Here is a 19,288-nt window from a genome sequence, read left to right as displayed (position 1 = left end):
GCACATGGAGACCCCTGATTTGGCCCGGATGCGTGAGGAGTACGCCCGCGACGGCCTCGACGAGACGGCCGCCGGCGACGATCCGCTGGCCCTGTTCGGGCGCTGGCTCGAGGAGGCGGTGGCGGCGAAGGTGCACGAGCCGAACGCCATGGCGCTGGCGACCGCGACGCCTGACGGTCGGCCGTCCGTCCGCATCGTCCTGCTCAAGGGTCTCGACGAGCGGGGCCTCTCGTTCTTCACCGGCTACGAGTCGCGCAAGGGCCTCGAGCTCGCGGCCAACCCCCGGGCCGCCGCCACGATGCTGTGGCACCCCCTGCAGCGCCAGGTCCGGGTCGAGGGCTCTGTCACCCGCCTCGACGACGCCGAGTCCGACGCCTACTTCTCGTCGCGTCCCCGCGGCTCGCAGATCGGCGCCGTCGCGTCTCCGCAGTCGCGTCCGATCGCGGGCCGAGAGGCGTTGGAGCAGCGGGTGGTCGAGGTCGAGCAGGTCTTCGAGGGGCACGACGTCGTCCGTCCGCCGGTCTGGGGCGGCTACCGCGTCGCGGTCGAGTCGATCGAGTTCTGGCAGGGGCGCGTCAGCCGTCTGCACGATCGCATCCGCTTCACCCAGGTGCCCGGCGGGTGGGTCCGCGAGCGCCTCGCGCCCTGAGACCTCGCGCCGTCAGGTCAGGTCGCGGTAGTGCTCGAGCAGGCGGCTCATGACCGAGAGCGCGTCCTGCATCTCGGTGATGTGGCTCGGGTCGAGGACGCGGAGCATCTGCTTGATCTCGGTGCTCGAGATGCCGTCGGTGCGTGACAGGTAGACGACGTCGCACAGCTCCTTGAGCTCGTCGAACTTGCCGCGCCAGTCGTCGCCGATCGCGAACACGTCGACGTCGTGCGCCTTGATGTCGGAGACCTTCTGCTCCCACGACGTCTCGGGCACGACCAGGTCGACGCCCTTGATGCTCGACACGATCCGGGCCCGGTCCTCGTAGGACACGATCGACTTCTTGCCCTTGCCGGCGTTGAACTCGTCGGTCGACACCCCGATGACCAGCCGGTCGCCGAGCTCGGCCAGCCGGTTGATCAGGTTGAGGTGGCCGATGTGGAACAGGTCGAACGTCCCGTAGGTCAGCACCGTCGTCATGGACCCACCCTAGTCAGTCGTGCCGGACCTAGTTGAGCGCGGCGATCGACGCGTTGAGGGCCGTCGCGAAGAGCACCCAGGCCAGGTAGGGGACGAACAGGGCGCCGGCGACCCGGTCGGTGCGCCAGAACATGACCAACGTCGCCGCGACGGCCAGGTCGAGCAGGACGATCACGACGAGCGCGGGCCACAGCAGCTCGGCGGCGAAGAAGACCGGCGTCCATGCCAGGTTGAGCGCCAGCTGCACCCACCACAGGCGCAGGTCGCCGCCGCGGCGCCACACCAGCCACGCCGCGACGGCCATCGCGGCGTACAGCGCCGTCCACACGGGCGCGAACAGCCAGTTCGGCGGGTTGAACGGTGGCTTGTCGGCCGTGGCGTACCAGCCGTCGACGTTGCCGGCCGTCGCGAGGCCGCCGATCGCGGCGACCGCGAACGACGCGACGAGAAGCCCGAGCAGGACGAGGGGGCCACGGGCGCGGGGCTGACGGGTCTGGGGGGTGAGCGTGCTCATGCTCCGATCGCATCACGCCCCGGCGCCTCGCGCACGTCCGGCGATGTTCACCTGTGAGCCACCTCGTCTCCGGCTGGTCGACGTATCGGTCTCGCACGGTGGGTGCATGACTGGAATCGCTCTGACACTCGGACTGGGCTTCTGTCTTGCCTTCGCGGAGTCGGGGCTGGGGCTCGGGATGCTCCTGCCCGGCGAGACCGCGGTCGTCGTGCTCGCCGCGACGCTGGGATCACCCACGCAGATGGTGCTGCTCGGCGTGGCGGTCATGATCGGCGCGAGCCTCGGCGATCACGTCGGCTACCTGCTCGGTCGCCGCTACGGCGACGCGCTGCGCGAGACCCGCGCCGTGCAGCGCCTGGGGCGGCACCACTTCGACCGCGCGACCGACCTGCTGCGACGCCGCGGTGGAGTGGCGATCTTCGCGACCCGCCTCGTGCCCGTCATCCGCACCCTGACGCCGGCCGCGGCGGGCGCCTCGGGCCTGGAGTACCGACGCTTCGCCGTCGCCTCGATCGCCGGATCCGCACTGTGGTCGTCCGCGTACGTCGGCGGCGGCTCGGTCGTCGCCGGGCTGACCGCCGCCACCAACGACGCGTTCGGCCGGGCCTCGTGGCTGCTGGTCGTGCTGCTCGCGCTGGTCGTCGTGCCGGTGCTGGTGGTCCGCACGGTCATCGGGGTGCGTCCCGCGCAGGCCGCACCCGACACGGCGTCGCTCGAGCTGGCGACGGGCGTCATGCCGCGCCGCCCGACGTTCTCCCCGCTGGTCGGCGAGCCCCGGGTCTGACGGCTCGCCCGAGCCGGTGGAACCCCGAGCCGCTGGAAGCTAGAGCACCAGCAGCGCGGCGGCCACGGCAGGGACGGCGCCGCACGCCAGCCACGGCGACAGCACCGGGCGGCGGTGCACCAGGCGTATCGCGCCGAGCGCCAGCACGCCCAGGGCCGCCATGACCACGATCAGCAGGACGGCGTCACCACGCCGACCGTCGTCCACGATCGAGTCGGACACGGCGGTCAGTGCTCCCAGCGGGAACGAGGCGACCGCCAGGATCAGGAACGACACGACCCAGCGCTGGACCTGCTCGATGCTCAGCTCGCGACGGGCCACGGCCTCAGTGTGGCAGGGGGCCGAGGCGGTCAGGCGGCGGTGCGGGTGATCCGGTAGCGGACGAACGAGGGGACGGCCAGGGAGGCGATCACGACGCCGACCACGACCAGCACGCCGCCGCCGGCTGCTGCCGCCGCGGTGCCGACCGCGGCGGCCGTCGCGCCGTGCAGGGTGTCGGCGATGCGGGGGCCGCCGGCCACCACGACGATGAACACGCCCTGCAGGCGTCCGCGCATCGCGTCGTCGGCAGCCGCCTGCAGCATGCTGCTGCGGAAGGCAGCTGATGCCATGTCCGCTGCACCGCCGACGACCAGCATGGCGAGCGCGACGACGAGCATCGGCGTCATCCAACGGTCGGCCAGGGCCACCGCGATGCCGAACCCCGCCATCGCGAGGCCCCAGACGACGATGCAGATGACGACGGCACGGCCCTGCCGCTCGATCTTCGACACCCAGCCGCTGAACACGCCGCCGATGACCGCCCCGGCGGGGATCGCGGCGAACAGCAGGGCAAACACGATCCCGCCGTCGTCCGGCCCGTCGAACGACAGGTGGGCGATCTCGGGGAACAGCGCCCGCGGCATGCCGAACACCATCGCGATGAGGTCGACGACGAACGACATCATCAGGACGGGCTGGGTGCGCAGGTAGACGAATCCGTCGATGACGGCGCGGATGCCGGGCACGGCGGTCGCCGCGTCGAGCACCTTGAGGCTCGGCAGCCGCAGCACGGCACCGAGGGTGGCGAACAGGGTCAGGGTGTCGATGAGATACATCCACTCGAACCCGATGACCGGGATCAGGACGCCGGCGACCAGCGGGCCGGCGATCGCGCCTGCCATCGTGACCGTCATGTTGAGCGAGTTGGCAGCAGGCAGCAGCTCGGGCTCGATGAGCTTGGGGATGACGGCGCTGCGGGTCGGCTGGTTGACCGCGAAGAAGGCCTGCTGCACCGAGAACAGCGACAGCAGCAGCCACACGTTGGTGCTGCCGGCGGCGGCCTGGGCCCAGAACAGGGCGCTCGTCACGATCAGGCCGACGGTCGTGATGACGAGCAGGGTGCGCCGGTCGAAGACGTCGGCGAGCGCGCCGCCGTAGAGCCCGAACACGACGAGTGGCACCAGGCCGAACACACCGGCGAGCCCGACGTAGAACGACTCGCCCGTGTCGGCATAGAGCTGGGCGGGCACGGCGACGACCGTGAGCTGGGCGCCGATCACCGTGATGATGTTGGCGATCCAGAGCCGCCGGAAGTGATGGTTGCGCAGTGGCCGGGTGTCGGCGAGGAGGTGGGAGAGCCGCGGCACGTCAGAGAACGTTACGCCGCGACTCCCGGAGCCACGTCAGCGGAAGCCTGCCGGGTCGACCTCGATCCACACCTGCTCGGCGCGGCCGAGCAGCTCGCCATCCGGGGTGTAGAGCGCGGTGCTCGTGAGGAACTTGCGGCCGTCACGCTCGTCGAGCTCGCCGGCCGCGAGCAGGGGCTCGCCCGCGCGGGGCGCACGGACGACCTCGGCGGTCATGCGTCCCAGCACCATGGTCTGCTGGGTGAAGTCGGCCGCCCACCCGCCGGGGCAGTCGAGCGCGGCCCACGTCGTCGGCACGTCGAGCAGCCCGTCGGTGTGGCCGAACGCGGCGTGAGGAGTCCAGGGTCCGGCGGTCCGGCCGTCGCCGATCGGACCGGTGAACAGGCGCAGGCCGTCGCCGTCCTCGCGCGCGGTCCCACACGTGAAGCAGCGGTCGAAGGGGTGGTGGTGAAACCCCGGGTAGGCCGCGAGGCCCGTCGCTGCCTCGGCGTCCGTCGGGACGGCGGGGACGTCCCGGGTGAACGTGCCCGGTGTGGCCTCGCCGACCACGGCACCGCCGGCGGTGAGGAGTCGGACGATCTCGCCGTCGTGGTGCGTGTCGTGCTCCCAGCTGAGCGGGACGTCGAGCGGAGGTGGCAGGCGCAGCGTCGAGGTGACCGGACCGGGTCCGCCGTGCTCGGCAGCCAGCATGCCGGCGACGTAGCCGCCGTTGCCGGAGTGGTCTGGTCCGTTGAACTGCGCCGGGATCGTCACCATGGCGACCAACCTATCGAGCGGGGCGGATCGCCTCGTAACGGCGCAGCGACTCGGCGCGTTCCTCGGCGTGGTCGACGAGGGGGGCCGGGTAGTCCGCGGGAGGCTCGGCGAGCTCCCAGGGCGTGTGCACGTGCTTGGACGGCACGTCGGCGAGCTCGGGCACCCAGCGGCGCACGTACTCACCCTCCGGGTCGAACTTCTTGCCCTGCGTCATGGGGTTGAAGATCCGGAAGTAGGGCGACGCGTCGGTGCCGGACCCGGCGACCCACTGCCAGCCGTGCTGGTTGGACGCAATGTCGGCGTCGACGAGCAGGTCGAGGAAGTGCTTGGCGCCGTGCTGCCACTCCAGGTGCAGGTCCTTGACCAGGAAGCTCGCCACGATCATGCGCACGCGGTTGTGCATCCAGCCCTCGCCCAGCAGCTGGCGCATGCCGGCGTCGACGATCGGGATGCCCGTGCGCCCGGTCTTCCATGCCTCGAGGTCGTCGCCCGGCTGGTCGTACTCCATGTGCTCGAACGTCCGGTTGTAGTAGCCGAACGCCGAGTCGGGGCGCTGGTGCAGCACGTCGGCGTAGAACTCGCGGAACGCGAGCTCGCGGGCGTACGCCGCAGCTCCGTCAGAGCGCAGGGGAGCGAGGTCGGCCAGCATCGTGCGGGGGTGGATGGTGCCCCACTTGAGGTGCACCGACATCCGCGACGTGCGATCGGGACCGGGCAGGTCACGGGCGGAGTCGTAGTCGGCGACGTCGTCCGCGAGGAACTCCTGCCACCGCTCCAGCGCGGCCCGCTCACCGTGCGGCGGCAGGGTCATGCCGTCGGGCACCGCGGCCTCGGGGATGCGGTGCGTACGACCGCCCGGCCGCAGCCACGGCACGTCGTCGGCCGGCGGGGCGGGCTGCCGCCACCCGTGCTGCTGCCAGGCGCGGAAGAACGGCGTGAAGACGCGATAGCCCGTCCCGTCGTCCTTGGTGACCCGACCGGGTGCCACGGCGTACGGCGATCCGGTGCGGACGAGGCGGATGTCGTGCTCGGCGAGGGCCGCCTCGACGTCGGTGTCGCGCTCGGCGCCCATCGGCGTGTAGTCGGCCGAGACGTGCACCGTGTCGGCCTCGACCTGGCGCGCGACGCGCAGGACCTCGGACACCGGGTCGCCGTGCACGATGTGCAGTCCGCCGATGCGGTCGTCGAACTCGTGCAGGAGCCGCACGAGGTAGGCCTGGCGGGTCGAGGCGCCGGGTCCCCAGTAGCGGTCGTCCAGCACCAGCAGCGGGACGACCCCGTCGGGGCCGTGCTCGATCGCTGTGCGGAGAGCCGGCTGGTCGTGCAGGCGCAGGTCGGTTCGGAACCACATGACGGACGTCGGCATGCGGTCCATTGTGCGGGGTGGCGGGAGAAGCCGCAGGTCGTGGAACAATGGACGAGTGAGCGAGCTGATCGACACCACCGAGATGTACCTCCGCACGGTCTACGAGCTGGAGGAGGAAGGCATCGTGCCCCTGCGGGCGCGCATCGCCGAGCGCCTCCACCAGAGCGGTCCGACCGTCAGCCAGACCGTGGCGCGCATGGAGCGCGACGGTCTGCTGGCCGTGGAGGGAGACCGGCACCTCGAGCTCTCCGAGAAGGGCCGTCAGCTCGCGACCCGCGTGATGCGCAAGCACCGTCTCGCCGAGCGCCTCCTGATCGACATCATCGGCCTCGAGATCGAGTACGTCCACGAGGAGGCGTGCCGCTGGGAGCACGTGATGTCCGAGCAGGTCGAGCGCCGCCTCGTCGAGATACTCCAGCACCCCACCGAGTCGCCCTACGGCAACCCGATCCCCGGCCTGGCCGAGCTCGGCGAGACCGGTGAGGAGGCCGAGTTCCTCACCGGCGTCAAGTCGATGACCGCCGCCGTGCGGGGCGCCACCGAGCCGACCCGCCTGGTCGTCCGCCGCATCGCCGAGGAGCTCCAGAAGGACACCGAGGTCATGTCGGTGCTCCGCCGCGTGGGGGCGCTGCCGGGCAACGACGTGCTGGTGTCGCAGGGCCACGACGGTGTCGTCGTCGCCCGCCAGGGCGAGACCGCCGAGATCGACGCCGAGGCCGCGGCCCACATCTTCGTCTCCGCCTGACGGGTTACTTCTTGGGCGGGAGCGGGATGAAGCCGGACGTCCGACGGACGTACTCGTCGTAGCCGGGCTTGCTCTTCTTCATGCCCTTCTCGTTGAGCGCGGCGCCGGTGACCTTCGTGAGGAACACCGTCATCGCGATCGGGCTGATGACCGTGGCCAGGCCCGCGCCGGAGCCGGCGACGACGATCCAGATGCCGGTCCACACGCAGGCGTCGCCGAAGTAGTTGGGGTGCCGCGTGTAGCGCCACAGGCCCTGGTCCATCAGCTGGCCCTTGTTGGCCGGGTCGGCCTTGAACGCCGCGAGCTGTGCGTCGCCGACCGCCTCGAAGAAGAAGCCGATCGCCCAGACGACGAGTCCGGCGACCAGCAACGGGGTGCTGATCTCCTCGTTGTTGGCGCCGATCATGATCGGTGTCGCGACCAGGAACATCGCGATCCCCTGCGGCAGGAACACCCGCATCAGGGCGACCTGGGTGAACGAGCGACCGTCCTCGTCGGCCAGCGCCTGGTAGCGCGGGTCCTCGGCCTGCCCGGAGTTGCGGCGGTGCAGGTGCCACGCGAGGCGCAGTCCCCACACGCCCACCATCGCGAGCAGGATCCAGCGCAGGGACGAGTCTCCGTCCCCACCCGACGACACCAGAGCGGTCTCGGCGGCCACCAGGACGAACCCGATGCCCCACATCGTGTCGACGACGGTCAGCTTCTTCTGCCGCTGCGCGATCGCGAGGCCGACGCCCATGAAGGCGACGACGACCGCGAGCCCTCCGAGGAGGGCCGCGCCGGACTGGGACAGGTCGTTGGTGATCACGCGTCGATCATGTCAGTCGTGCTCAGGTCAGCCAGTCGAGCGGGGAGGTCGGCATGCTGCTGACGCCTCGCGCGGTGGGCTTGACCGACAGGATCTGGTCGACACCCATGCGGTTCTCCTCGAACGCCAGCGCACCGCCGACGAGGTAGAGCCGCCACACCCGGGCGTTCTCCTCGCCGATGAGCTTGACCGCGGTGTCCCAGCTGTCCTCGAGCTTCTGGGCCCAGCCGGCGACGGTCTGCGGGTAGTGCTCGCGCATCGCCTGGACGTCGCGGATCTCCAGGCCCGACGCGGCGATGAGGCCGATCGTCTTGGCCAGGGGCTTCATGTGCATGTCCGGGGCGATGTAGGTCTCGATGAACGGTCCGCCGCCGGGGCTGTCGCCGGGGGCGTCGTTGCTGCGCGACATCTGCTGGATGAGCGCGCGTCCACCGGGCTTGAGGTAGCGGTAGATCGAGTCGACGAAGACGACGTACTCGGCGTCGCCGACGTGCTCGCCCATCTCGATCGACGCGATCGCGTCGATGCCGTTGTCGGCGACGCCGGAGGCCTCGAGGTCGCGGAAGTGGCGCAGGCTGACGTTGACCTTGTCGGCGAGACCACGCTCGGCGGCCTTGCCCATCACGTAGTCGCGCTGCTCGACCGACAGCGTCACGCCGGTGACGTGGACGCCGTAGTGCTCGGCGGCGAACAGGGTCAGCGAGCCCCAGCCGGACCCGATGTCGACCATCTTCATGCCGGGCTTGAGACCGAGCTTCTTGCAGATCAGGTGCAGCTTGGCGGTCTGCGCCTCCTCGAGGGTCATCTCGGGCGTCACGTGGAAGCCGCTCGAGTAGGCCATGTTGGGGTCGAGGATCAGCTCGTAGAAGTCGTTCGACAGGTCGTAGTGGTGCGAGATCGCGGCCTGGTCGCGCTCCTTGCTGTGCAGCTCACCGGTGAGGTTCGACTCGGCCGCCGGCGCCGGCGGACGCTTGCCGATCGCACCGAGGCGCACCGCCAGGGCGGCGCCCTTGGCGACCTGCTTCGGGCCGATCTTCGGCCGTCCCGCGGTCGCGTCGGCGGCGCGCGCGTCGCGCACCGCGTTCCACATCGCGCGCAGGCCGTCACCGAGATCACCCTCGACGTCGAGGTCGCCCTGGACGTACGCCCGCGCGACGCCCAGCTCGCCCGGCTTCCAGATGATGTGGCGCAGGGCCCGCTTGTTGCGGATCACGACGACCGGGGCGCCGGGCACGCCGGCCTCGCTGCCGTCCCACGCGTGCAGGCGGATCGGGAGCGTCAGGCCGAGGGTCTCCTCGGCGAGCGAGAGGAGGGAGGATGCGATGTTCACATCCTCCAGTCAACCGGTGAGCCGCGGGTTGCGCCATCCGAATTCATGTGATGCGGCAGACTGTTCTCATGAGCGTAGGAGCCGCGGTCAAGGGGTGGTTCCAGCGCACGGGCACGGAGATCCTCGGATGGATCCTGGTGCCGGTCGGCATCGTGATGATGCCTGCGCCCGGCCCCGGCACGCTCGTGCTGGTCGCCGGCATCGCGCTGCTGTCGCGGCGCTACGTGTGGGCGCAGAAGATCCTCGACCCGCTCGAGCGTCGGGCGATCGAGGCCGCGAAGTTCGGCGTCGCCACCTGGCCGCGCATCGTCCTCAGCGTCCTCGGCGTGCTGTGGCTCGTGTTCCTCGGTGGCGTCTGGTGGGCGAAGCCGGAGATCCCGGAGTTCTCCGTGCTCGGCGTCGGGTTCGGCCCCCAGCTGCCTGCGGCGGGCTGGGTCACGGCTCTCGGGCTGTGGGTGTCCGCCGCGGCAGCGCTCGGCCTGCTGGTCTTCAGCATCGTGCGGTGGCGCGAGCCCCGATCCACGAGCGGCTCGTCCCGCTCGTAGGGCCGGGCCCGGCCTAGAGTGGCGCTCATGACCCGACTGGGTGACCGCTTCCCGGACGCCGACCTGCCTCACGTCGCGCTGGGCACCGCGCCGACGCCGGTCAGGCGCCTGGACGGCCTCGACCTCGACGCCGAGGTGTGGATCAAGGACGAGGGCGTCTTCGGTGACGGCGCGTGGGGCGGCAACAAGGTCCGCAAGCTGGAGTGGATCATCCCCGAGGCGCACCGCAGAGGCACGAGCACGCTCTTCACGGTCGGCGGGATCGGCACCCACTGGGGCCTGGCGGCGGCACTGTACGGCCGCGAGCACGGCCTCCACACGGTCCTCGGACTCGTCGATCAACCCGTCGACGACCACGTGCGCGAGCAGCTGCGACGGTTGGACGCGTCCGGCGCGACGCTGCACCGCTACCCGTCGGTCGGCCGGTTGAAGGTCGCCGCCCCGTGGATCCTCGCCCGGCACGCGTCGTGGTCGCTGCGGTCGCCGCCCCGGCTGCCGTACTACCTGCCGGCCGGTGGGTCGTCGCCGGTCGGCAGCCTCGGCTACGTCGAGGCGTCCCTCGAGATCGCCGCGCAGGTCGAGGCGGGCCTGATGCCCGAGCCGGCGACGATCGTCACCGCGGTCGGATCGGGAGGAACGGCCGCCGGCCTGCTGCTGGGGCTTCGCCTCGCCGGCCTGCGCACCCGGGTGCTCGGCGTGGTGGTCAACGACTCGTTCCGGCTCGACGCCGTGACCGTCAGCCGCCTCGCGAACCGGACGGCTGCGCTGCTGCGCGACCGGGGCGCCGACGTCTCGATCGACCTCGGCCCGGACGACCTCACGGCCAGCGACGAGTGGATGGGCGCGACGTACGGCGCCACCACCGCCGACGGGCAGGCCGCGCTCGACCGCGCCGCCGGGATCGACCTCGAGCTCGAGCCGGTCTACACGGCGAAGGCGCTGGGAGCCGTCCGCACCCTCGGCCGGGACCTCGACGGCCCGGTGCTGTTCCTCCAGACCCACGGTCCGCGTCCCGAGGCGTGACAGGTCCGGCGTAACCCCGGGTGACACGCAAGCGTTGAACCAGCGTGGCACTCCTGAGATCGACGGCATCGCGGGTCCTGTCCGTCCTCGTGCTCGCGTGCGGCGTCACGGCCGGCGTGCTCCCGCCTGCGCAGGCCGGGGACGGCGTCACGGCCGAGGTCGAACGGATCCTCTCGACGGCGGTGGCGGGCGTCCCCCTCGAGGTCGTCACGACCCGTGCCTCGGCGGAGGGCCCGATCATCACGAGCCGACGCACGTCGTCCCTCGCGAGCGCCCGTGACCTGATCAGGGCGGCCCTCGCGCAGACGTCGACGATCGGTGTCGACCTCGCCCACCCGGTCCGGGCCGCGGCGACCAACGATCCCTTCCGGCCGCAGCAGTGGGCCCTGACCCAGCTCAAGGCCGAGACCGTGTGGCGCAAGTCCCGCGGCAAGGGCACCGTGGTGGCCGTCATCGACAGCGGCGTCCGCAGGACGCACCGAGACCTCGCCGGGCGGCTGCTCGCCGGTCGCGACTTCGTCGACCCCGGCACGTCGTCGGAGGACACCAACGGCCACGGCACCCACGTGGCGGGCACGATCGCAGCGGTCGCCGACAACCGTCGCGGTGTCGCCGGTCTCGCACCGTCGGCGAGGATCCTGCCCGTCCGGGTGCTCGACCGCGACGGGGTGGGCAGCACAGCAGACGTGGCGCGGGGCATCGTCTGGGCCGTCAACCACGGTGCGGACGTCATCAACCTGTCCCTCAGCACGACCCAGGCCGACACCGCAAGCCGTGAGGCCGTCGCCTACGCCCAGCGCAGCAACGTCGTGGTCGTGGCGGCGGCGGGCAACAGCGGCTGCCCGGCCTTCGGCAGCTCGAGGACGACCTACCCGGCGGCCTATCCCGGTGTCATCGGGGTCGGCGCCCTCGACCGGTCCGGTGCGATCGCGTCGTACTCCAGCTGCGGCTCGTTCGTCGACGTCGTCGCACCGGGGAGCGACATCGTCTCGACGACGATCTACAGCCCGCCCGCAGAGCTCGGGTGCCCCGCCCGGACGAGCTACTGCTTCCTCGACGGCACGTCGATGGCGGCGCCGCACGTGGCAGCCTCGGCCGCGATCCTCGTCTCACGCATCGGCCCGGGGTGGAGGGCCTCGGACGTCGCGGCAGCCGTGACCGCCAAGGCCGACGACGTGGGCGCGGCCGGCTACGACCGGCGGACGGGCTTCGGCCGGCTCAACACCCAGCGCATGCTCTACGGCCGCTGATCCGCCGACCCCACGCTGGTGCGGGGCGCCGCGATGTCAGAGGATGGCAGCATGCCTGACATCTCGTGTGACGTCGTCGTCGTCGGTCTCGGTCCCGGTGGGGAGGCGCTGGTCGGTCGACTCGCGAAGGCGGGTCTCGACGTCGTGGCCGTGGAGGCCGAGCTCGTGGGCGGTGAGTGCCCCTACTGGGGCTGCATCCCCTCCAAGATGCTCATCCGCGCCGCCAACCTACTGGCCGAGTCGCGCCGTGCCGCGGGGGTCGCGGGCACCACGACCGTCGAGCCGGACTTCTCGCTCGTGGCCCGCCGCATCCGCGACGAGGCCACCGACGACTGGGACGACACCGTCGCGGCCGACCGGGTCACGGCGGCCGGCGCGCGCCTGGTGCGCGGCCACGGCCGGCTCGACGGTGACCGCCGCGTGACGGTCGGCGACGAGACGTTCGTCGCGGCCAAGGGCGTCGTGCTCAACACCGGCACCACGGCGGCCGTCCCGCCGATCGACGGGCTCGCCGGCACCCCGTACTGGACCAACCGCGAGATCCTCAAGGCCGAGGCAGCCCCGGCGTCGATGATCGTGATCGGTGGCGGTGCGATCGGCCTCGAGCTCGCCCAGGCCTTCTCCCGCTTCGGCACCGAGGTGACCGTGCTGGAGGTGGGTCCCCGCATCCTCGGCGTCGAGGAGCCCGAGTCGTCCGAGCTGATCACCTCCGTCCTCGAGGCGGAGGGGATCGGCGTCCATGCCGGCATCTCGATCGACGCCGTCGCGCACGACGGCGAGGTCTTCCACGTCACCTGCGGCGACGTGACCTATGAGGCCGAGCGGGTCCTGGTCGCGGCCGGCCGCCGGTCCCGCCTCGACGACATCGGCCTCGACACCGTCGGCGTCGATGCGGGCCGGTTCCTGACGGTCGACGACTCGATGGCCGTCAAGGACGGTCTCTGGGCGATCGGCGACATCGCCGGCCGCGGAGCGTTCACGCACGTGTCGATGTACCAGTCGGAGCGCGCTGCCCGGGCGATCCTCGGCGAGGAGCTGGGCGACTACGACGCGAGCTTCCCGCGAGTGACCTTCACCGATCCGGAGATCGGCGGCGTGGGCATGACCGAGAAGCAGGCGCGCGAGCAGGGGATCAACGTCCGGATCGGCTCGACCGACATCGCGGCCAGCAGCCGCGGCTTCGTCCACGGGCCCGGGCACGAGGGCCTGCTCAAGCTCGTCATCGACGACGACCGCGACGTCATCGTCGGCGCGACCAGCGCCGGACCGGCCGGCGGGGAGACGCTGTCCGCGCTCGCCGTCGCCGTGCGGGCCGAGATCCCGCTCGCGACGCTCCGCAACACGATCTACGCCTACCCGACGTTCTGGCGGGCGATCGAGTCGGCGCTGTAGGTCACCTCGGCCGGCGGGTCACGACCGGCGCAGCAGACGCAGCACCTGGCGCTCCAGCGTCCGGCTGATCGGCGCTCCGGGAGCGACCCGGCGATGGTCGGCGCCGACCGTGCTGCCGTCCTCGAACCGGTCGACCACCCGCGGGTCGACGTACGACGAGCGGGCGATCGCCGGGGTGTTGCCCAGGTGCTCGGAGACCTCACGCATCGCGGCGGCGACAGCCTTCTTGCGCGCGGTGGGGGTCGCGGCGTCGGAGCGCGCCAGGGCGAGCGCCGCGATCGAGGTGCCACGCCAGGTGCGGAAGTCCTTGGCGGAGTACTCCTCGCCGAGGTGCTGCTTGACGTAGGCGTTGACGTCGCCGGCCGCCAGGCCCTTCCAGCGTCTCCCGGACTTGTAGGCGAGCAGCGTGTCGCCGCCACCGCGTCGCCGGCGCAGCTGCTCCAGGACGGCCTGCACCCGCTCGTCACGCACCGTGACGTCGACCTGCTGGCCCGACTTCGCCTCGTACGCGAATGCGAGCCCTCGGCCTTCGGGGTGGACGTGCTGCTTCTCGAGGGTGGTGAGGCCGAAGCTGCCGTTCTCCTCCACGTAGCGGTCGGAGCCGATCCGGAACATCCCGAGGTCGAGCAGGCTGAACGCCGTGGCGGCGACCCGCTCGAGGGTCAGCTCGTCGCCGCCGAGGTCGCGCCGGGCCGCGGCGCGGTGCTTCAGCAGCGAGGCCGCGAACCCCTCCATGCGCGCGTACTTCTCCAGGTCGCGGCGCTCCCGCCAGCCCGGGTGGTAGAGGTACTGCCGGCGTCCTGCGTCGTCCGTGCCCACCGCCTGCAGGTGGCCGTTGTCGTGCTGGCAGATCCAGACGTCGGTCCAGGCCGGGGGGATGACGAGCAGCTTGCACCGTTCGACCTGCTCGGGCTCGAGCGGAGCGCCGTCCTGGTCGAGGTAGCGGAAGCCACGACCGTGCCGCACGCGCGACCATCCGGCCGAGCTGGGGGACGTGCGTCGGAGGCGGACCATGGCCCAGAGGGGTTACCCGCGGCTGGCCGCTCGAAACCGCGCACGACGACTACGGGCGCCAGTGGCCCCGTCAGAGGCGCTGGAGTGCCGGTGGTCCGGGATGTCCCCGCCGAGGAGCTCCGCCTCGTCTGCGGCCATGGCCCTCTCGACGATCGACTCGTCCCGAGCCGAACCGAGGGTGCTCCTGTGCCCTCGACAGGAATCGAACCTGTGGCCTACCGCTTAGGAGGCGGTCGCTCTATCCGACTGAGCTACGAGGGCGTCGTGTGTCAGGTTATCGGTCCTTGCTCCGAGCCCCTACGATCGCCCTTGTGTCCAGTCGTCCCTGCTCCTCGTCGCGCCCGGAGCGCGAGCGGTGAGGCGACTGGTTCTGGGTGCGGCGATCGTCGTTCTCGTCCTCGCAGGCGTGGTCGCGTGCGGGGCGGCCGACGAGCCCCAGGCCGCGACCGTCCAGCCCCAGTGCTCGACCGCGCGTCCGCTGCCCGTCGGCGACACCGACCGCACCCTCGTGGCCGGGGGACGTGAGCGGTCGTACGTGATGCACGTGCCGCCGGGCTACGACCCCACCCGTCGAACCCCGCTGGTGCTGATGTTCCACGGTCTCGGCGGCGATCCGCGCACCGTGCTCGAGGCGACCGACATGGCCGAGATGGCCGACCGGGACAACGCGATCCTGGTGCTGCCCCTGGGCCGCGGCGACGTGTCGCAGTGGTACTTCCGGTCGCCGATCACCAACCCGCGGTCCGACCTCGCCTTCGTCCGTGACCTCGTCAAGCAGGTCAAGCGGGACGCCTGCATCGACTCGTCGCGGACGTACGCGGCGGGGTTCTCCAACGGCTCGGCGCTGACGCTGGCGCTCGCGTGCGACGCGTCGACGCAGTTCACGGCGTACGCCGCGGTGTCGGGCCCCTACTACGAGCCGAAGTGCCGCAAGGCTCCGGCGGCCTCGATCGTCTACTTCCACGGCACCGCCGACACGACCGTGCCTTACGAGGGCGCCGACACGGTGATCGGCCGGCTGCCGCCCGTCAACGACATCATGTCGAAGTGGGCGAAGCACGACCGCTGCCCGTCCGGTGGCGCGACGACCCGGGCCACCGACACCGTGCGTCACTTCGCGTGGACCGGCTGCGAGGACGGCACGTCCGTCGACATCTACGCCGTCGTGGGCGGGGTGCACGGCTGGCCCGGTGGTGGGCCGATGTCACCGGGGCGGACGTCTCGGACCCAGGACAGCCCGGTCGACGCGACGGACGTCATCTGGGAATTCTTCGATCAGCATCCCGCTGGTGGACAATAGGGGCATGACGAACGAGTCGATCCGGGTGCCGCGATGACCAAGCCGATCGAGACCTGGCTGACCGACATGGACGGCGTCCTCGTGCACGAGGAGAAGGCCATCCCCGGCGCCGCCGACTTCATCAACCGCCTCAGCGAGACCGGGCGCAAGTTCCTCGTGCTCACCAACAACTCGATCTTCACGCCGCGCGACCTGTGTGCGCGCCTGCGGGCCGCCGGCATCGACGTGCCCGAGTCGGCGATCTGGACCTCCGCGCTGGCGACGGCGAAGTTCCTGTCCGAGCAGCGCCCGGAGGGCACGGCCTACGTCATCGGCGAGGCCGGCATGACGACTGCCCTGCACAACGTCGGCTACATCATGACCAGCAGCGAGCCCGACTACGTCGTGCTGGGGGAGACCCGCACCTACTCGTTCGAGGCGATCACCCGCGCGATCCAGCTGATCGAGAACGGTGCGCGGTTCATCGCGACCAATCCCGACGCCACCGGACCGTCGCCCAGCGGGTCGCTCCCGGCCACCGGCTCCGTCGCGGCACTGATCACCAAGGCGACCGGCGTCGAGCCCTACTTCGTCGGCAAGCCCAACCCGCTCATGATGCGCAGCGCCCTCAACCAGATCGAGGCACACTCCGAGACGACGGTCATGATCGGCGACCGGATGGACACCGACGTGCTGTCGGGCCTCGAGGCCGGCCTGCGGACGTTCCTGGTGCTCACGGGCTCGACACCGGCCGGCGCGGTCGACCGGTTCCCGTTCCGTCCGACCGAGGTGTTCGCCTCGATCGCCGACGTCGTCCCGCTGGTCGGCTGAGCCTTCCGGACGCCTGAATGTTACCTGCGGGTAATACCTTCGCGGAGTTCTTTGTTATCGTTTCGTAATCTGCCGACGGTCCCACCGGGCCCGACGTGGACGCCCGGGCCATCCGTGCCGGGGGAACCCACCAGGGAGTGAGACGTGAAGGTTTTCCTCACCGGTGCGAGCGGAGTGATGGGCCGATCGTCCATCGAGGCGTTGCACCATGCAGGACATGACGTGGTCGGACTCGTCCGCACCGACGAGCACGCGGCCCAGGTCGCCGCGACCGGAGCCCAGCCGTGGAGGGGAGACCTCTACGACGGCGCGACGCTGACCGCCGGCATGCAGGGCTGTGACGCCGTCGCCAACCTCGCCACCAAGGTCCCGGTCGGACGCGCCGCCCTTCGGCCCGGGTCGCTCAAGGCCATCGACCGCATCCGGCTGTTCGGCTCGCGCGTCGTCGCCGAGGCGGCGCAGCGCGCCGGCGTCGGTCGCATGGTCCAGCAGAGCCTGAGCTTCATCTACGCCGAGCAGGACGACGACTGGATCGACGAGCACAGCCCCGTCGACGTGACCCGCGCGACCGAGCCCGTCGTCGTCGCGGAGGACAACGTCCGCGCGTTCGCTGCAGCCGGGGGAGAGTCCGTCAGCCTGCGGTTCGGACTCATCACGGGCGATGATCCCAACACGGCGTTCCTGTTCCGGCGGGCGGCCGCCGGTCGGTCGATCGGGCTGGGCGAAGAGCTGTCGTGGATGCACGTCATCCACCCCGACGACGTCGGCACCGCGGTCGTGCACGCGCTCACCGCCCCGGGCGGTATCTACAACGTCGGCTCCGAGCCGGTGCAGAGGCGTGACTACGTCGACACGATCGCGCTGGCGGCCGGTCGCAAGGCGGGGCACTTCCTGCCGCCGTGGCTGCTGCGCCTCGGCGCCGAGAAGCTCGAGATCCTGACGCGCTCGCAGCGGGTCAGCTCGCAGCTGTTCAGCGACCGCACGGGCTGGCACCCGTCGCACCCCAAGCTCACCCCGGACTGGTTCGATGAGCTCGTCAGGGCCTGATCGCGCCGAGCGCGAGCGTCGGCGTCGGGCGGCGGAGCTGCTCGGCGACCTGCTGCCCAGCACGACGTCGGACGAGACCGACGAGGGCTGGGGCGAGCGGGGCGGTTCGTCGCGCGATGACGAGCTCCTGCGCGACGTCCCGCCCCACCACGGCTAGCGAGATCCGGCCTGCCCGGGAGGTGGATCTGCAACCTTGTCCGGGGTCGGGCCCGCCTAGGAGGTGGATCTGCAACCTTGTCCGGGGTCTTGCCGGCCCGGGAGGTGGATCTGCAACCTTGTCCGGGGTCTTGACGTTGCAGAGTCACCTGCACCCCGACGCTGAGGTTGCGGATCCACCTCCCAGGGCGGTGAGGTTGCGGATCCACCTCCCAGGGGGCGTCAGATCTGGGTCGTGCCCCCCGGCCGGCTGGCCAGCGAGTCGCGGATCTCGCGGAGCAGCTGTACGTCCTCCGGCACGGCGACCGGAGCCTCGACCTTGCCCGCGGCGAGACGCTCCTGGACCTTCTTCATGGGGGTCACGACGAAGAAGTAGATGACCGCCGCCGTGATCACGAACGTGATGACGGCGGTGATGAACGCACCCACCGTGAAGACCTGGTCGTTGACTGTGAAGCTCATGCCGAGCTCGCCGCCCCCGCCGATGGCGCCCAGCAGCGGCTCGATGAACGACTTGGTGAACGCTCCGACGAGCGCGGTGAAAGCCGTGCCGATGACGACCGCGACCGCGAGGTCGACGATGTTGCCGCGGAGCAGGAAGTCCTTGAATCCCTTGAGCATGGTTCCCCCTGTGTGGGTCTGAAGTGGTGGTGCCTCGACCCTAGCGAGGTCCGTGCCGCGTCCACTAGCCCGTCGTGCTGATGATGCTGAACCGTGACGAAAGGCCCGCGGAGGCCAGCCGGAGGGCGTTCTTCTCGGACGTGACGACGCCGAGGGCGGTCGCGGCGTCGTCCTCCGTGGGCACCGTGACGACCTCGACGTCGCGGGCGACGACCTCGGCCCCGCTCTCGCCGTCGGGATCCACGGCCACGACGTCGACCCGGTCGCCCACCCGAACGCCGGCGGCGCCGTCGGCACGGTCGACCCGGATCGTGGTGAGCACTGCGCCGGGCCCGTATCCCGACAGCGATCCGGCCCGGACGACCCGGAAGTCCGTGACGGCCTCACCGGCGCGCATGGGCCCGGCCACCCGCCGCCCCACCGCGGCCTCCCGGTCGAGGACGTGTGCCGGCGCCGCGGCGGGCGGGACGGTCGTCGTCCGCAGGTCGGAGCCGGCGATGACGTGGCCGCTGCGGAGATCGCGCTCGACCACCACGATGCGCACCCCGTCAGGCGACGAGCGCAACGACGTCAGGCCGGCGAGGACGGCGAGTCCGGTGAACAGGGCGGCGAGGAGGCGCCGGTGCTCGAGGACGAGCTGCTGGATGCGGTCCATGCCGGGACTCTAGGAAGTTCCGGCGTCGGGTGCCGTGCCCCGTCCACAGGCAGCAGGCGAGCGGGGGGACCGGTGGGTCAGGCGGCGGAGTCGGACCCGGACTTCTTGGCCGGCTTGGCCTCGGCCTTGGGGGCCGGTGCGCTCTCGGTCTTGGCCGGCTTGCTGTCGCTCGAGGTGGACGAGGTGGTCGACGTCGAGGTCGTCGACGACGCCCCGGAACGGCTGTCGGTCTTGTAGAAGCCGGAGCCCTTGAAGACGACGCCGACGGCGTTGAACACCTTGCGGAGGTCGCCGCCGCAGTGGGGGCAGACGGTCAGCGCATCATCGGTGAAGCTCTGCTGGACCTCCAGCGCTTCCCCGCAGTCCTTGCACTGGTACTGGTACTTCGGCACGACTTGCTCCCGCTCGATCGGAA

23 protein-coding genes and 1 tRNA gene are annotated in these 19,288 nt (G+C 71.2%); 11 read left to right on the top strand and 13 right to left on the bottom strand.

All coding sequences use genetic code 11. From position 1 onward, the window contains the following. The first annotated feature begins 4 nt into the window (after positions 1-4). Positions 5-649 (top strand): pyridoxamine 5'-phosphate oxidase, encoded by a 645-nt coding sequence (gene pdxH, locus HQK15_RS00670; protein WP_173489520.1) that lies wholly within the window; start codon positions 5-7, stop codon positions 647-649. Positions 650-661: 12 nt separating this feature from the next. Here pdxH and HQK15_RS00665 read toward each other — a convergent pair whose 3' ends face one another. Then, positions 662-1,129 carry an adenylyltransferase/cytidyltransferase family protein gene (locus HQK15_RS00665; protein ID WP_173489519.1) on the bottom strand — a complete coding sequence of 156 codons (468 nt, stop codon included), beginning with the start codon at positions 1,127-1,129 and terminating at the stop codon, positions 662-664. Positions 1,130-1,157: 28 nt separating this feature from the next. After that, on the bottom strand, positions 1,158-1,643 hold the full coding sequence (locus tag HQK15_RS00660) for a TspO/MBR family protein (protein WP_173489518.1): 486 nt from the start codon (positions 1,641-1,643) through the stop codon (positions 1,158-1,160). 106 nt (positions 1,644-1,749) lie between these two features. Here HQK15_RS00660 and HQK15_RS00655 point away from each other — a divergent pair, with 106 nt between their 5' ends. After that, entirely contained in the window at positions 1,750-2,427 is a 678-nt protein-coding gene (locus HQK15_RS00655) for a DedA family protein (RefSeq protein WP_173489517.1), read from the top strand. A gap of 39 nt (positions 2,428-2,466) precedes the next feature. Here the strand turns inward: HQK15_RS00655 and HQK15_RS00650 are convergent, their stop codons facing one another. From HQK15_RS00650 to HQK15_RS00635, 4 genes are read right to left on the bottom strand one after another with little or no spacing between them, the layout of a single operon-like run. Beyond that, a complete protein-coding gene (locus HQK15_RS00650) occupies positions 2,467-2,748 on the bottom strand; it encodes a hypothetical protein (RefSeq protein ID WP_173489516.1) in 282 nt (93 codons plus the stop codon). Between the two features lie 29 nt (positions 2,749-2,777). Continuing rightward, positions 2,778-4,055, bottom strand: a complete 1,278-nt coding sequence (locus HQK15_RS00645) for an MFS transporter (RefSeq protein WP_173489515.1) — start codon at positions 4,053-4,055, stop codon at positions 2,778-2,780. A gap of 36 nt (positions 4,056-4,091) precedes the next feature. After that, on the bottom strand, positions 4,092-4,811 hold the full coding sequence (locus HQK15_RS00640; RefSeq protein WP_173489514.1) for a hotdog family protein: 720 nt from the start codon (positions 4,809-4,811) through the stop codon (positions 4,092-4,094). Positions 4,812-4,821: 10 nt separating this feature from the next. Next, entirely contained in the window at positions 4,822-6,177 is a 1,356-nt protein-coding gene (locus HQK15_RS00635) for a cryptochrome/photolyase family protein (RefSeq protein ID WP_173489513.1), read from the bottom strand. Between the two features lie 55 nt (positions 6,178-6,232). Between HQK15_RS00635 and HQK15_RS00630 the strand changes: the two genes are divergently transcribed. Beyond that, complete coding sequence (locus tag HQK15_RS00630) at positions 6,233-6,922, top strand: iron-dependent transcriptional repressor DtxR (protein ID WP_173489512.1); 690 nt, start codon at positions 6,233-6,235, stop codon at positions 6,920-6,922. Positions 6,923-6,926: 4 nt separating this feature from the next. Here the strand turns inward: HQK15_RS00630 and HQK15_RS00625 are convergent, their stop codons facing one another. Next, positions 6,927-7,730, bottom strand: coding sequence for a DUF1295 domain-containing protein (locus HQK15_RS00625; protein WP_367649008.1), 804 nt, complete (start codon positions 7,728-7,730; stop codon positions 6,927-6,929). 22 nt (positions 7,731-7,752) lie between these two features. Then, positions 7,753-9,060, bottom strand: a complete 1,308-nt coding sequence (locus HQK15_RS00620) for a class I SAM-dependent methyltransferase (RefSeq protein WP_173489511.1) — start codon at positions 9,058-9,060, stop codon at positions 7,753-7,755. 68 nt (positions 9,061-9,128) lie between these two features. On the opposite strand from HQK15_RS00620, the gene HQK15_RS00615 reads away from it, so the two are divergent. Genes HQK15_RS00615 through HQK15_RS00600 form a run of 4 tightly spaced genes read left to right on the top strand, consistent with a single transcriptional unit; the run spans position 9,129 to position 13,270 of the window. After that, positions 9,129-9,605 (top strand): PGPGW domain-containing protein, encoded by a 477-nt coding sequence (locus HQK15_RS00615; protein WP_173489510.1) that lies wholly within the window; start codon positions 9,129-9,131, stop codon positions 9,603-9,605. Positions 9,606-9,632: 27 nt separating this feature from the next. After that, positions 9,633-10,628 carry a 1-aminocyclopropane-1-carboxylate deaminase/D-cysteine desulfhydrase gene (locus tag HQK15_RS00610; protein ID WP_173489509.1) on the top strand — a complete coding sequence of 332 codons (996 nt, stop codon included), beginning with the start codon at positions 9,633-9,635 and terminating at the stop codon, positions 10,626-10,628. Between the two features lie 44 nt (positions 10,629-10,672). Further along, positions 10,673-11,878 (top strand): S8 family serine peptidase, encoded by a 1,206-nt coding sequence (locus HQK15_RS00605; protein ID WP_173489508.1) that lies wholly within the window; start codon positions 10,673-10,675, stop codon positions 11,876-11,878. A gap of 51 nt (positions 11,879-11,929) precedes the next feature. Next, on the top strand, positions 11,930-13,270 hold the full coding sequence (locus HQK15_RS00600; RefSeq protein WP_173489507.1) for a dihydrolipoyl dehydrogenase family protein: 1,341 nt from the start codon (positions 11,930-11,932) through the stop codon (positions 13,268-13,270). Positions 13,271-13,288: 18 nt separating this feature from the next. Here the strand turns inward: HQK15_RS00600 and HQK15_RS00595 are convergent, their stop codons facing one another. Next, positions 13,289-14,284 carry a DNA topoisomerase IB gene (locus tag HQK15_RS00595; RefSeq protein ID WP_173489506.1) on the bottom strand — a complete coding sequence of 332 codons (996 nt, stop codon included), beginning with the start codon at positions 14,282-14,284 and terminating at the stop codon, positions 13,289-13,291. A 187-nt stretch (positions 14,285-14,471) separates the two neighbouring features. After that, positions 14,472-14,545 (bottom strand) — tRNA-Arg (locus tag HQK15_RS00590). 94 nt (positions 14,546-14,639) lie between these two features. On the opposite strand from HQK15_RS00590, the gene HQK15_RS00585 reads away from it, so the two are divergent. From HQK15_RS00585 to HQK15_RS00570, 4 genes are all read left to right on the top strand, one after another. Further along, on the top strand, positions 14,640-15,584 hold the full coding sequence (locus HQK15_RS00585) for a CE1 family esterase (protein WP_173489505.1): 945 nt from the start codon (positions 14,640-14,642) through the stop codon (positions 15,582-15,584). 33 nt (positions 15,585-15,617) lie between these two features. Continuing rightward, positions 15,618-16,394 (top strand): HAD-IIA family hydrolase, encoded by a 777-nt coding sequence (locus HQK15_RS00580; RefSeq protein WP_173489504.1) that lies wholly within the window; start codon positions 15,618-15,620, stop codon positions 16,392-16,394. A gap of 144 nt (positions 16,395-16,538) precedes the next feature. Further along, a complete protein-coding gene (locus HQK15_RS00575; protein ID WP_173489503.1) occupies positions 16,539-17,441 on the top strand; it encodes an NAD-dependent epimerase/dehydratase family protein in 903 nt (300 codons plus the stop codon). Further along, complete coding sequence (locus tag HQK15_RS00570) at positions 17,422-17,598, top strand: hypothetical protein (RefSeq protein ID WP_173489502.1); 177 nt, start codon at positions 17,422-17,424, stop codon at positions 17,596-17,598. Before HQK15_RS00575 ends, HQK15_RS00570 begins: the two co-directional genes overlap by 20 nt. A gap of 221 nt (positions 17,599-17,819) precedes the next feature. On the opposite strand, the gene mscL is transcribed toward HQK15_RS00570, so the two are convergent. The 3 genes from mscL to HQK15_RS00555 form a co-directional block, all read right to left on the bottom strand. Then, positions 17,820-18,218 (bottom strand): large conductance mechanosensitive channel protein MscL, encoded by a 399-nt coding sequence (mscL, locus tag HQK15_RS00565; RefSeq protein WP_173489501.1) that lies wholly within the window; start codon positions 18,216-18,218, stop codon positions 17,820-17,822. Between the two features lie 64 nt (positions 18,219-18,282). Continuing rightward, a complete protein-coding gene (locus HQK15_RS00560) occupies positions 18,283-18,873 on the bottom strand; it encodes an SAF domain-containing protein (RefSeq protein ID WP_173489500.1) in 591 nt (196 codons plus the stop codon). Positions 18,874-18,950: 77 nt separating this feature from the next. Next, positions 18,951-19,265 (bottom strand): FmdB family zinc ribbon protein, encoded by a 315-nt coding sequence (locus tag HQK15_RS00555; protein WP_173489499.1) that lies wholly within the window; start codon positions 19,263-19,265, stop codon positions 18,951-18,953. Positions 19,266-19,288 lie beyond the last annotated feature (23 nt).

Source organism: Aeromicrobium stalagmiti (genome assembly GCF_013283745.1).
GTDB lineage: Bacteria > Actinomycetota > Actinomycetes > Propionibacteriales > Nocardioidaceae > Aeromicrobium > Aeromicrobium stalagmiti.
Note: the sequence above shows the minus strand (reverse complement) of the source record. Positions and strands in the feature narration are given on the sequence as shown.

Excerpts from the sequence above, each read along its gene's own strand:
- mscL (WP_173489501.1), bottom strand. The coding sequence starts at position 18,218 with ATGCTCAAGGGATTCAAGGACTTCCTGCTCCGCGGCAACATCGTCGAC.
- HQK15_RS00600 (WP_173489507.1), top strand. The coding sequence starts at position 11,930 with ATGCCTGACATCTCGTGTGACGTCGTCGTCGTCGGTCTCGGTCCCGGT.
- HQK15_RS00610 (WP_173489509.1), top strand. The coding sequence starts at position 9,633 with ATGACCCGACTGGGTGACCGCTTCCCGGACGCCGACCTGCCTCACGTC.
- HQK15_RS00595 (WP_173489506.1), bottom strand. The coding sequence starts at position 14,284 with ATGGTCCGCCTCCGACGCACGTCCCCCAGCTCGGCCGGATGGTCGCGC.
- HQK15_RS00615 (WP_173489510.1), top strand. The coding sequence starts at position 9,129 with ATGAGCGTAGGAGCCGCGGTCAAGGGGTGGTTCCAGCGCACGGGCACG.
- HQK15_RS00635 (WP_173489513.1), bottom strand. The coding sequence starts at position 6,177 with ATGCCGACGTCCGTCATGTGGTTCCGAACCGACCTGCGCCTGCACGAC.
- HQK15_RS00580 (WP_173489504.1), top strand. The coding sequence starts at position 15,618 with ATGACCAAGCCGATCGAGACCTGGCTGACCGACATGGACGGCGTCCTC.
- HQK15_RS00665 (WP_173489519.1), bottom strand. The coding sequence starts at position 1,129 with ATGACGACGGTGCTGACCTACGGGACGTTCGACCTGTTCCACATCGGC.
- HQK15_RS00570 (WP_173489502.1), top strand. The coding sequence starts at position 17,422 with ATGAGCTCGTCAGGGCCTGATCGCGCCGAGCGCGAGCGTCGGCGTCGG.
- HQK15_RS00560 (WP_173489500.1), bottom strand. The coding sequence starts at position 18,873 with ATGGACCGCATCCAGCAGCTCGTCCTCGAGCACCGGCGCCTCCTCGCC.
- HQK15_RS00660 (WP_173489518.1), bottom strand. The coding sequence starts at position 1,643 with ATGAGCACGCTCACCCCCCAGACCCGTCAGCCCCGCGCCCGTGGCCCC.
- pdxH (WP_173489520.1), top strand. The coding sequence starts at position 5 with ATGGAGACCCCTGATTTGGCCCGGATGCGTGAGGAGTACGCCCGCGAC.
- HQK15_RS00655 (WP_173489517.1), top strand. The coding sequence starts at position 1,750 with ATGACTGGAATCGCTCTGACACTCGGACTGGGCTTCTGTCTTGCCTTC.
- HQK15_RS00640 (WP_173489514.1), bottom strand. The coding sequence starts at position 4,811 with ATGGTGACGATCCCGGCGCAGTTCAACGGACCAGACCACTCCGGCAAC.